This is a genomic window from Streptomyces sp. NPDC060027 (assembly GCF_042737005.1).
Taxonomy (GTDB): domain Bacteria; phylum Actinomycetota; class Actinomycetes; order Streptomycetales; family Streptomycetaceae; genus Streptomyces.
The window spans coordinates 1-11,225 of record NZ_JBHWVI010000259.1 but is presented as its reverse complement, the minus strand read 5'-3'; the positions used below and the strand labels follow the sequence as shown (position 1 = coordinate 11,225).

Sequence of the window (11,225 nt, the reverse complement as noted above, 5' to 3'; positions counted from 1 at the left end):
TGGATCCTGCAGGTCGCCGAGATCGCCGGTGCGGGGGACCCGGCCCCCGACGACTACGGGGTGCCGGTGGCCGCGGTCGCCTGCCACAAGGCGCAGCTGCTGGAGCAGCCCGTGTACGACGGCGCCTTTGCCCGTGCGGCCGCCCTGGTGCATGTCCTCGGCCGGTGCCGTTGGCTGGAGCGCTCCAACATGGCCGTCGCGGCGGCCACGGGCGTGATGTATCTGGAGGCCTCGGGCATCCCGGTGAAACCCACCCGGGACGACGCCGTCGCGCTGCGCGACCTGCTCCGCGACCCGGCCTGCACCGCCGCCAGGATCGCCGCGCTGCTGCGCTCCTGGCCTGCGGTCACCTGATCCGCGGGCGCTCACCGCCTCGACCGCGGCGGCGACCGCACCGGCTGCGACAGCTGACCACGACCACGACCACGATCGTGCCTTCGGGGCCACCGAAGGCGGGCGGTCCCATCAGCGGATCAGCGCCCGCCGTGCCATGGCCCGCAAGGCCCCTCCAGGACGAGCCGGCTCAGAGAACCCTGGCCACTCCCGCGTAGATGCCGCTGCCTTCCGGTGCCGGCGCCTCGGCCGACGTGAACCACTCCGTCGCCGTCACCAGGCCGGGCGTCACGAGATCGAGGCCGTCGAAGAAGCGCCGCACCTCAGCACGGGTGCGGAAACCGAGTTGGATGCCGCCCTTGGCGTACTCGGCGGTGACCTGTGCGGCGAGTTCCGGATAGAGGTCGGAGGCGGCGTGCGACAACACCAGATAGCTTCCCGAGGGCAGCGTCTCGACCAGATCGCGGACGATGCCGTGGGCGTCCTGTTCGTCGGGGACGAAATGCATCAGCGCTATCAGCGACAGGGCTATCGGGCGGGTGAAGTCCAGGATGTGCCGGGCGTGTTGGACGATGTCCCGCGGCCGCCGTACATCCGCCTGGATGTAGTCGGTGACTCCCTCGGACCGGCTGACCAGCAGCGCCTCGGCGTGACGCAGCACGATCGGGTCGTTGTCGGTGTAGACGACCCTCGCCGTCGGCGTGATGTCCTGGACGATCTGGTGGAGGTTGGGCTTGGTGGGAATGCCGGTGCCGATGTCCAGGAACTGGTCGACACCCTGCTCCGCGAGCCAGGCGGACGCCCGGTGCATGAACGCACGATTCTGCCGCGCCGCGTCCTTCGCCTCGGGAGGCAGCTGCTTTCCCACCGCTTCGTCGACCGGGTAGTTGTCCTTGCCGCCCAGCAGCCAGTCATAGACCCGCGCGGGATGCGGCCTACTGGTGTCGAGCGGTGGAAACGACTGCGGGTCGATCGTCATGGCTGCTCCCATCGCACCACGGAAACGCGGCAGGCCGAGTATTTGATCATCCTACTCGGACGTCTCATGTGATCTGCGCGGTACGGGAGTTGGGCGTGGACCGGTCGGTACCGTCGTGCGGGCGGCCGACGTTGCCGTCCGGACGGATGGATCCGGTCGCCACGACGACCACTTGATCCTCCGCACTCCACTCGCGGCGCTCACCCTTGTGCGGGTTGAGGCGGACACCGTGGTCGGGAGAGGACGACCACCGGTCGCGACGGCGGTAGCCGATCGCGCATTCGCCGCGGTCGCGCGCCGCCGCGACCACGGTCGCGAACGTCGCCGTCGTGCCCTCGCGGACGTAGTGTCCGGCCGGACGCAGGCTGATGCCGCTGCCCTCCGCGGAGAACAGTTCGTCGAACACGGCGGCCAGATGAGGGCTCTGCGCGATCTGTGCCATGAGCAGGCCGGTCAGTTCCCCGCTGACGATCACGTCGGAGCCGGGGTCGAGCGGAGCGAGTGCGCGGTTGCGGTCGTCGGTCAGCTCGGTGACCACCCGCACGCGGTGTCCGGTGCGCTGTTCCAGCAGCCTGAGGCTCAGCAGAGTGACCAGGGTCCAGTCGTCGGGGCGGTCGGGTCCGGCGCCCGGATCGGGGCCGAGGACGAGGACCGCGTCATAGGGGGCGAGGTCGAGTCCGAGGAGGGACTCGGGCCGCGACAGAGCGGACGGCCGGTGACGTACCTTCAGCCGGCCGTCGTCCGGTGCGCGGGGCTCCGACTCCCGAGCCGGAGCGGGGACGGAGCCTTCGGTCCCGGGTACGGCCCCTTCGGTCCCGGCGACGCCTCCATCAGTGAGGACGTCCAGCACCGAACCGGGGCGCGCGCTGTCGCGCAACTGGCCGATGACCAGGGGCGCCCGCCGGTTCCAGCCGAGCAGGAGCAGTCGGGAGGCGTCCCCGGTGGACGCCGCGGCGGTGGCACGGGCCGACGCGTCGACGAGGTGACGACAGTCCTGGGCGCCCGCGGAGGTGTCGTCGCGCGTGACGACGATCAGGCGGCTGCCCGGCTCGATGACGGTCCGCGGGCAGGGATTGAGCACCGTACGCCCCTCCGCCGTGAGCAGCCCGACCACACACGAGGTGGCATGACCCAGCAGGGCCGCGCCGAAGGGCCGTCCCTGGAACGCGGTGGCGTCGGCGAGGTGGAACTCGTCGCCGGCGAAGTCCAGGAGATCGCGCAGTACGAGGGACAGACCGGGGCGTCCGGCGCACTGCGCGATCAGCCGGGCGGTGACGGTGTCCGACTCCAGCACCGTGCCGCGCGGCCCGGCGGCCAGCCGGGCGGGTGCCCGGAAACGGTCGTCGCGCACTGCGGCCAGCACGGGCGGGCCTCCTTCCCCCTCCCCGAGGACCGTGCGCAGCGCCAGGAGTACGCGCAGCACCTCGGCGTCGCCCGTGGCCTCGCCGGACGGCAGCACCAGCACCGTACGCGCCGTACGCGGACTGACCAGGGCCAGCACGGCGGGGTCGCTCGCGGGCCCGCTGCGGCAGACGACGCGACCGCGGCCGGCCGCACCGACGTGAGCCGCGAGGGCCCGCTCCATCTCCGTCTTGTCCCGGTCGGCGAGCACGACCACCGCACGCGGTCGCGGCCAGGCCTGGGCGGCCACCAACTCGGCCACCACCGTGAACACCTGGTCCGACCAGCCGAGCACCACGGCATGCCCGTGCTCCAGCACGGTCGACCGCCCACGGCTCAGCTCCGTCAGCCGCTTCTCCAGACCCGCGGTGATCACACCGACCAGCGTCGAGACGCAGAGCAGGGCCACCAGGCCGAGCAACGCCGCCAGCACCATCCGCAAGGGCGTTCCGGTCACGTCACCCAGCCGCAGTGTCTGGGCGCTCGTCCGCCACACCGCCGCCAGCCGCCCCGGAAGAGACCGCGGCGAGCCGGGATCCGTCCACACCAGCAGCGCGCTCACCGGAACGACGACAGCCAGGCAGGAGACCACCAGCCAGCCCATCAGCGTGCCCGTACTGCGCGCCAGCGTTCGGTCGAACCGGTACCGCACCCGGCCCCGAAACGACCCCGGCCGCCGCCCCTCCCGCTCCACTCCCACCCCCACACCGAACTCGGCACAGCCGGACCCGGCCGCCCCACTCACCGGCCCGGGTACCGGCGGGCCGCGCTTGCACAGTGCGGCTTTTGCCACCAGGACACGCGGCTTTCACGCGTCGATTCATTCTTTCGGGCAGCCACGGCGGACCGCGGGAGCCTCGGTTGCGGGGCCCCGCGAGCGCACGCAGGCTGAAGAAGGAACCCGTGGCAGGGGATGGTCGTCGTGAGCGGACCCGCAGGCCGGACGCCCGGGCTGTTCTCGCGCCGGGACCGTGCGGTCATCGCCGCCGCCTCGATCGCGATGCTGCTCGTGCAGATGGACTGGTTCGCGCTGAACCTGATGCTGCCCGTGATCGCCCGCGACTTCGGGACACCGACCACGGACCTGCAGTGGCTGGTGAGCGGCTACATGCTGACCCTCGGGGCCCTGATGATCGTCGGGGGGCGGGCAGCCGACATCTACGGTCGAAGACGGGTCATCGTCTGGGGGCTGACGGGCTTCGCCGTGATGTCCGTGGTGTGCAGCGCCGCGCAGAACGCGGCGTGGCTGACCGCGGGACGCGTGGTGCAGGGGATGACGGCGGCGCTGATCCTCCCGGTCGCCGTGGCGGTGGTGACCTCCCACTTCCGCGACGACCGTCAGGGACGGGCCGTCGGGACGGTTCTCGCCTTCAGCGCGATCGGCACCGCGCTGGGGCCTTTCGTCGGCGGGGCGTTCGCCGAGCTCGTCAGCTGGCGGGCGGTGTTCCTGCTGAACGTGCCGTTCTGCGCGCTGGCGGCGCTGCTCATGCTGCGGTACGTGAAGGAGTCGCGGGACGAAGGGGCCGCGCGGGGGATGGACCTGCCGGGTGCGGTCACCCTCGCCGGCGGCCTGACCGCGGCCATGCTCGCCGTCGACCAGGGAGCGCGCTGGGGCTGGGGCTCGGTGACCACCGTGGCATGCTTCGCCGTCGGCGCCGTGTCGCTGTGGCTGTTCGTGGTGCTCGAGCGACGTACGGCGGAACCATTGATCGACCTGGCCCTGCTGCACAACAGGCCGTTCGTCACGGTGACGGCGGCCGGAACGGTGTCGAACGTCGTGTACTGCCTCACGGCAGTGCTGGCGGCGCTGTATCTGCAGCAGGCACGCGGGCTGTCGCCCTTGGAATCGGGACTGGTCTTCCTGGCGCTGTCGGCGGGCGACGGCGCGGCGAGCTACTGGTCCGGACACCTGGCGCGCCGGTGGCGGGCGGAGGTACTGATGGCCGCGGGGCTGCTCATCAGCGGAGCGGCCCTGTTCGCGCTGACCTGGGCGCATTCCCTTGCGCTCTACACCGCCGTGTTCGCGGTCGTGGGCGTCGGCATCGGGCTCGGCTGGGCACTCACCAACGCGGCGACCCAGTCGTACGTGTCCGCCGGGCGACTGGCGGCGGCTTCCGGACTGGTGCTGACGTCGCTGGTGTTGTGGGGCGCGGTGGCCGTGACGGTGGCCGCGACCGTGCTGGAGGCGATCAGCGGATCCGCCGGCGCAGCGGCCTCCGACGGCCCGGCGATCCAGGAACTGCTCCGGGCGGCCGCCGTCCTGTCCGTGGCCGGCGCCGGGCTGCTCGTGCCACTCATCCGCTCCAACAGGGGGACACCCGCCCAGGAGTCCAGGGCGGAGGAGACCGAGGCAGCTCCAGGGCTTCGCTCCTGAGGCGCCCGTCGACCCCGCCGTGAAAAGGGAGTGGTACCGGTCGATGGACCTGCTGCCGACCGGGCGGCGCCTCTCCCGTCTGACGGGGCCTCGCTGGTTCGTGGCCCCGCGCAGCGGATGAGCCCGCGTGCCGGGTTTTGAATCACGCTTTACGCGGCACCCGCAACCGTGGACGACCTGATGCTGTCCAACAGAGCAGTGAGGCAGGCACGATGGTGAGCCGGGGTAGATGTGAAGCGACGTAGCGGTATATCGATGGCACTCGTCATGGTCGCGGTGCTGGCGGGCACCAGCGCCTGCGGTGGGGGGACACCGAAGGCGGGTTCCGACGACGGGAAGGGCGCGTCCGGGAAGGCGTCGGCGAGCGCGAAGCCGTCCCCCTCGAAACCCGCGGGTCCACCGATGCTGCTGGAGACGATCACTCCGCAGACCGGCGCCACGGTCGGCGTCGCGATGCCGATCTCGGTGATCTTCACCAATCCGGTGGCCGAGAAGGCCCGGGCCGGCGTCGAGAAGCACATGAAGGTGACGGCTTCCCAGCCGACGACGGGCGCGTGGCACTGGTTCGGTGACCGGCGCGCCGACTGGCGGCCCAAGGAGTACTGGGCTTCCGGTACGAAGGTGAAGGTCGTCGCCGACATGAAGGGCGTCACCAACGGCAACGGCCGCTACGGCGTACGTTCCTACACCCACGATTTCACCGTCGGCGACGACGTCCGGGCGGACGTGTCCGTCACCGGTCACACCCTGAAGGTCCAGAAGAACGGTCAGCCGGTGCGCACGCTGTCGATCAACGCGGGGAGTTCCGAGTACCCCACGTGGAACGGCACGATGGCGGTGATCGACAAGCAGGAGAAGGTCCACATGACCTCGTGCAGTGTCGGCATCAGCTGCACCAAGGGCGCCCCCGACTACTACGACCTGACCCTTCCCTGGGATGTGCACCTCACCCAGTCCGGTACCTACGTCCACTACTCGACGGGTGACCCGAACCCCGGCAGTGGCAGTGCCCGGGGTTCGCACGGCTGCGTCCACCTGTCGATCTCCGACGCCAAGTGGTTCTACGGCCAGGTCAAGCAGGGCGACCCGGTGACCGTCACGGGCTCCCCGCGGGCGAAGGCCTCGCCCGACAACGGCTACGCCGCGTTCAACCTGAGCTGGGAGCAGTGGCTGGCGGGCAGCGCGAGCGGAGCCACCAGCGCGGGGTGACGTACGGGTCCGGGGCGGTCAGAACAGCATGGCCAGATCGCCCGGCCGCACCCGTACGGTGACGGGGAGGGTGGCCTCCACTTCCCCGTCGGCGCCGTAGGGCACGGGGCGGTCCGCCTCGATGCGGATCTCCCGGCCCCGCAGGATCACGACCTCGGGCCGCTCGGTGTGGGCTCCGGTCTTGAGCTCGTTCATCAGGGTGAAGAACAGACGGCGCGGGGCCTCCCTGATCATGACGATGTCCAGCAGGCCGTCGTCCACGCGGGCGGCGGGGGCGATGATGCGCCCCGAGCCGTAGTAGGCCGAGTTGGCGGCCACGACGGTGTAGCCGCGGTGCCGGTGCTCCTGGCCGTCGACGGTGACGCGGTACGACGCCGGGCGCCAGCCGGTGACGGCGCGCAGCCCTCCGGCGTAGTAGGAGGCGGCACCGCGGAGCACGCGGGCCTGGTTGGCGTGCTGGTTGGCCAGCGCGTCGACGCCCGCGTACACGCTGCCCAGAACCACGCCGCGGGGGTGCACCGCCGATTCCACCTCGATGGTATCGACGCGTCGCGGCTCGTTGTGGAGCAGGACGCGGGCCAGGTCCTCGGCCGCGGTGGGCAGTCGGAGTGCGCGGGCGAAGTCGTTGCCGCGGCCCGCCGGGACCAGACCGAGGACGGTGTCCGTCCCGCTGAGGGCACCGCCGATGCCCCCGGCGATCCCGTCACCGCCGACGGCGAGCACGACCCGGCCCTGTTCCCCGGCGCGGAGTGCGAGTTCCTGAGCGTGCGCGAGACTGCGGCTGTACTCGGTGTCCAGCCCGGCTCCGGCCTCCCGAAGCAGGCGGGCGACCTGGAGCAGCGCCGCCGCCCCGGTGGAGCCACCCGCGGTGGGATTGACGACGGCGGTGAACTGTCGCATCGGTGTGCCTCCGGGCGCTGAGGGGTGGGACGGGACGGGGGAGGGGCGGAACCTGAGAACGGCGATGGCAGGGGAGCCGGAGCCTGATGACGGTCCGGCGGCCCCACGGCCGCCGGACGACGTTCGTGGTGGGAGTCAGTCCACGGGCAGCAGGATCCCGGGGTTGAGCAGGCCGTCGGGGTCCAGCCGCCGCTTGACCGCCCGCAGGGCCTCGATGCCCAGCGGCCCGGCCTCCTGGACGTACGAGTCGCGGTGGTCCGTTCCCACTCCGTGGTGGTGGCTGATCGTTCCTCCCGCGCTCAGGACGGCCTCGTTGGCGGCCTGCTTGGCCGGTGCCCAGTGGGCCACGGCGTCCTCGCCCTGGGCGGAGACCACGGTGAAGTAGAGCGAGGCACCGTTCTCGTAGACGTGCGAGATGTGGCACATGACCAGGGGCGGGGTTCCCGCCGCGGAGAGCGTCTCGGTCAGCGCGGTGCGCACGGCGGCGTAGAGCTCGGGCACGCGCGACCAGAAGGTGGCGGTCTCCAGGGTCTCGGCGAAGGCCCCGGCGTCGAGCAGGGAGTCCCGCAGATAGGGCGCCGCATAGCGGCCGTGCGCCCAGCGTTCGCCGGGCTCGGCCCCGAGGTAGGTGCCTCCGGCGGCGCGCAGGACCTCGGCGGCCCGTTCACGGCGGTGGGCCGTGTCCTCCTCGGTCCCCTCATAGCCGGCGATGGCGGTGCATCCGGCGTTCGTCGGTACCTCGGCCGAGCCGATGGCATCGGGCTGGGCGAGACCGATGAACGTCTCTGTCTCGTCGGACAGCCGCAGCACCGTGGGGCGCGGTCCGTCCTGGGCGAGCCGGCGCAGCGCGGTGGCGCCCTCCTCGAAGGAGGCGAAGCGCCACCCTTCGTAGATACGGGTCCGCGGCAGTGGCCTGATCCGCACGGTGACGGCGGTGATGACCCCGAAGGCGCCCTCGGAGCCGAGGATCAGTTGCCGCAGATCGGGTCCGGCCGCCGATCGTGGCGCGCGGCCCACGTCCAGGGTGCCTTCCGGGGTGGCGACGGTGAGGCCGAGGACCATCTCGTCGAAGCGGCCGTATCCCGCGGAGGCCTGTCCGCTGGAGCGGGCTGCGGCGAATCCGCCGATGGTGGCCCACTCGTAGGACTGGGGGAAGTGTCCGAGGGTGAAGCCGTGTTCGGCCAGCAGCGCCTCCGCGTCGGGGGCGCGCAGGCCCGGCTCGAGCGTGGCGGTGCGGGAGACGGGGTCGATGCCGATCAGCCCGTTCATACGGCGCAGGTCGAGGGCGACGAAGGCGCTCCGCTCGGGGGCGAGGCCGCCGACGACGGAGGTACCGCCACCGAAGGGGACGACGGCGAGGCCGTGCGCGGCGCAGGCGCGCAGCACGGCGAGCACCTCGTCGTGGGTGGCGGGCAGGACGACGGCGGCGGGGGCGTCCCCGGCGTCGCCCGCGCGGATCTTCAGCAGGTCGGGCGTGGACTTTCCGCGGGTGTGCCGGATCCGGCTCTCCGCGTCGGTGTGCACATGGGCCTCTCCGCCGACGGCGTCGGCCAGCGCCCGCAGGGCGGGGGCGGGCGGCGGCTCGGGGACGGAGATCTCCTCAAGAGCGTGTGTGTCGTTGTCCCGCGGTTTGACGCCGAGCAGGTCCCGCAGCAGTCCGGTCACCGAGTCGGGCAGGGGTGCCGCCTTGGCGGGGTCGCCCCAGCCACTCCACAGCATGTCCATGAACGTTGTCCTCATCGGTCGGTTCGTGACGCGCCGTCTCCCGCACGGCCGCACAGGGCGTTACACTGTTACACATGACGCCTATTCGTCACAACCACTCGGACAGTGATCCCGTCCTCGACGCCGTGCGCGACTGCGTGCTGGCGGTCGGAGTCCGGCGCACGACCCTGACCGACGTGGCCCGCCGCGCCGGCGTCTCGCGGATGACGCTCTACCGCCGCTGGCCCGATGTGCGCTCGCTGGTCGGTGATCTGATGACCCGTGAGTGGGTCGACGTGGCGACCCGGGCCATGCCGCAGCGGCAGCCGGACCGGGAGACGCGCGCCCTGATCGTGGACGGGCTGGTCACCGGGGTCGAGGCCTTCCGGGCCCACCCGCTCTTCCGCAAGATCATCGACGTCGACCCCGAGCTTCTGCTGCCCTATGTACTGGACCGCCGCGGAGCCAGCCAGGAAGCCCTGCTGGGCCTGCTGGCCGACGCTCTGACGGAGGGCCACGCCGACGGATCGGTGCGCAAGGCCCCCACGAGACGCCAGGCCCGTGCCGTGCTGCTCGTGGTCCAGTCCTTCACCCTGTCGCTGCGGACCATGACCGACGAGGACGACCCCGAACTGACCAGCACCGCCTTCCTCGACGAGCTGCGCACCCTTCTGGAGAGGACCCTCACGCCATGAGCCCCACAAGCAGTCCGTCCGGACCCGCCGCCCCGCGCTCCGGATCGTCGCTCTCCGCCGCCCGCCGCCGACGCGAACTGACCGAGGCCGTGGGCGGCGACGTGGTGGACGTCCTGGTCGTCGGACTGGGCGCCACCGGCTCCGGGGTCGCCCTGGACGCCGCCGCGCGCGGTCTCAGCGTCGTCGCCGTCGACGCCCACGACCTCGCCTTCGGTACTTCGCGCTGGAGTTCCAAGCTCATCCACGGCGGACTGCGCTACCTGGCGTCCGGGCAACTCGACGTCGCCCACGAGAGCGCGGTCGAGCGCGGTGTCCTGATGGGCCGCACGGCTCCTCACCTGGTACGCGCCCAGCCTTTCGTGCTGCCCCTGACGCCCTTGGTGTCGCGCGGACAGGCCTCGCTGGCCTGGACCGGATTCCGGGCCGGCGACACCCTGCGCCTCGCGGCCCGCACCTCCCGCGCCACCCTGCCCGCGCCGCGCCGCCTCTCCGCCGTGGAGGCCCGTCACCTGGCGCCGTCCGTGCGCCCCGGCGGCCTGCGCGGAGGCCTGCTGTCCTGGGACGGCAGGGTGACCGACGACGCCCGGCTCGTCACCGCGCTCGCCCGCAGCGCCGCGGCCCACGGCGCGAAGATCCTCACCCGGGTCAGGGCCCTGGAGGTCGGTGGGACCGGTGCCCGTGTGCGCGACGAACTCACCGGAGAGCAGGGCGAGATCAGGGCCCGTGCGGTGATCAACGCGTCCGGCGTATGGGCGGGCGACCTGGTCGACGGCATCCGCATCCGGCCCTCGCGCGGAACCCATCTGGTCCTGCGCGGCGACCTGTTCGGCCATCTGCCCACCGGCCTGCACATCCCGATCCCGGGCGAGACCAATCGGTTCGTGCTCGTCCTGCCCCAGGACGACGGCCGCGTGTACGTCGGCCTGACCGACGAGCCGGTCGACGGTGACATACCGGACGTGCCGGAGGTGCCCGAGTCGGACATCGGGTTCCTGCTGGATGTCCTCGGCTCCGCCCTGGACGCTCCGGTGAGGCGCCATGACGTCGTCGGGGCCTTCGCGGGGCTGCGCCCCCTGCTGGACGCGGCGCCGACGCGGTCGGGAGAGGCCGCCCGCACCTCCGACATCTCGCGCCGGCACGCCGTCCTCACCTCCGGCGAAGGCGTGATCACCGTGGTCGGCGGCAAGCTCACCACCTATCGGCGCATGGCGCAGGACGCCGTGGACGCGGCGGTCGAGGCCCGCAGCCTCCGCGCCGGTCCCTCGACCACCGCCTCCCTGCCGCTGGTCGGAGCCGCCGCCCCGCACCGGCTCGGCTCGCTGGCCGCTCCCGGCCACCTGATCCGCCGTTACGGCACCGAGGCCCCCGCCGTTCACGCGCTCGGCGCCCGCGACCCCCACTGGAACGAGCCCGTGGTGCCCGGCCACCCCGTCACCCGCGCCGCCCTGCTGTGGGCCGTGCTGCACGAGGGCGCCCTGGACGAAGCCGACCTCCTGGACCGGCGTACCCGCATCGGCCTGGTGCCGCAGGACCGGGAAGCGGCTGTGGCCGCCGCCCGGGAAGCGCTCGACGCGGCCGCCGCCCAGCCTGCCTGACGCGTCGCCACGGGCAGCCCCGCACGCGACGGCCC

The 11,225-nt window shown here is 72.3% G+C and carries 9 protein-coding genes; 5 read left to right on the top strand and 4 right to left on the bottom strand.

What is annotated here, in order from left to right:
* Positions 1-354, top strand: a 354-nt coding sequence (locus ACFWBT_RS37515; protein WP_385707655.1) for a fic family toxin-antitoxin system, toxin component, incomplete at its 5' end; no start/stop codon positions are given.
* 169 nt (positions 355-523) lie between these two features.
* On the opposite strand, the gene ACFWBT_RS37510 is transcribed toward ACFWBT_RS37515, so the two are convergent.
* Both ACFWBT_RS37510 and ACFWBT_RS37505 read right to left on the bottom strand, forming a co-directional pair.
* Positions 524-1,312 (bottom strand): SAM-dependent methyltransferase, encoded by a 789-nt coding sequence (locus ACFWBT_RS37510; RefSeq protein ID WP_385707653.1) that lies wholly within the window; start codon positions 1,310-1,312, stop codon positions 524-526.
* A gap of 64 nt (positions 1,313-1,376) precedes the next feature.
* Positions 1,377-3,317, bottom strand: coding sequence for an NAD-binding lipoprotein (locus ACFWBT_RS37505; protein WP_385707651.1), 1,941 nt, complete (start codon positions 3,315-3,317; stop codon positions 1,377-1,379).
* A 318-nt stretch (positions 3,318-3,635) separates the two neighbouring features.
* Here ACFWBT_RS37505 and ACFWBT_RS37500 point away from each other — a divergent pair, with 318 nt between their 5' ends.
* Both ACFWBT_RS37500 and ACFWBT_RS37495 read left to right on the top strand, forming a co-directional pair.
* On the top strand, positions 3,636-5,087 hold the full coding sequence (locus tag ACFWBT_RS37500; protein ID WP_385707649.1) for an MFS transporter: 1,452 nt from the start codon (positions 3,636-3,638) through the stop codon (positions 5,085-5,087).
* Between the two features lie 255 nt (positions 5,088-5,342).
* Entirely contained in the window at positions 5,343-6,296 is a 954-nt protein-coding gene (locus ACFWBT_RS37495; protein WP_385707648.1) for an Ig-like domain-containing protein, read from the top strand.
* Between the two features lie 18 nt (positions 6,297-6,314).
* Here the strand turns inward: ACFWBT_RS37495 and ACFWBT_RS37490 are convergent, their stop codons facing one another.
* Entirely contained in the window at positions 6,315-7,196 is an 882-nt protein-coding gene (locus ACFWBT_RS37490) for a YegS/Rv2252/BmrU family lipid kinase (RefSeq protein ID WP_385707646.1), read from the bottom strand.
* A gap of 135 nt (positions 7,197-7,331) precedes the next feature.
* Positions 7,332-8,921, bottom strand: coding sequence for an FAD-binding oxidoreductase (locus ACFWBT_RS37485; protein WP_385707656.1), 1,590 nt, complete (start codon positions 8,919-8,921; stop codon positions 7,332-7,334).
* 74 nt (positions 8,922-8,995) lie between these two features.
* Between ACFWBT_RS37485 and ACFWBT_RS37480 the strand changes: the two genes are divergently transcribed.
* Positions 8,996-9,595, top strand: coding sequence for a TetR/AcrR family transcriptional regulator (locus ACFWBT_RS37480; RefSeq protein ID WP_385707644.1), 600 nt, complete (start codon positions 8,996-8,998; stop codon positions 9,593-9,595).
* Positions 9,592-11,190, top strand: coding sequence for a glycerol-3-phosphate dehydrogenase/oxidase (locus tag ACFWBT_RS37475; protein WP_385707642.1), 1,599 nt, complete (start codon positions 9,592-9,594; stop codon positions 11,188-11,190). Before ACFWBT_RS37480 ends, ACFWBT_RS37475 begins: the two co-directional genes overlap by 4 nt.
* Positions 11,191-11,225: the final 35 nt, after the last annotated feature.

Excerpts from the sequence above, each read along its gene's own strand:
- ACFWBT_RS37510 (WP_385707653.1), bottom strand. The coding sequence starts at position 1,312 with ATGACGATCGACCCGCAGTCGTTTCCACCGCTCGACACCAGTAGGCCG.
- ACFWBT_RS37505 (WP_385707651.1), bottom strand. The coding sequence starts at position 3,317 with ATGGGCTGGCTGGTGGTCTCCTGCCTGGCTGTCGTCGTTCCGGTGAGC.
- ACFWBT_RS37495 (WP_385707648.1), top strand. The coding sequence starts at position 5,343 with ATGGCACTCGTCATGGTCGCGGTGCTGGCGGGCACCAGCGCCTGCGGT.
- ACFWBT_RS37490 (WP_385707646.1), bottom strand. The coding sequence starts at position 7,196 with ATGCGACAGTTCACCGCCGTCGTCAATCCCACCGCGGGTGGCTCCACC.
- ACFWBT_RS37485 (WP_385707656.1), bottom strand. The coding sequence starts at position 8,921 with ATGGACATGCTGTGGAGTGGCTGGGGCGACCCCGCCAAGGCGGCACCC.
- ACFWBT_RS37480 (WP_385707644.1), top strand. The coding sequence starts at position 8,996 with ATGACGCCTATTCGTCACAACCACTCGGACAGTGATCCCGTCCTCGAC.
- ACFWBT_RS37475 (WP_385707642.1), top strand. The coding sequence starts at position 9,592 with ATGAGCCCCACAAGCAGTCCGTCCGGACCCGCCGCCCCGCGCTCCGGA.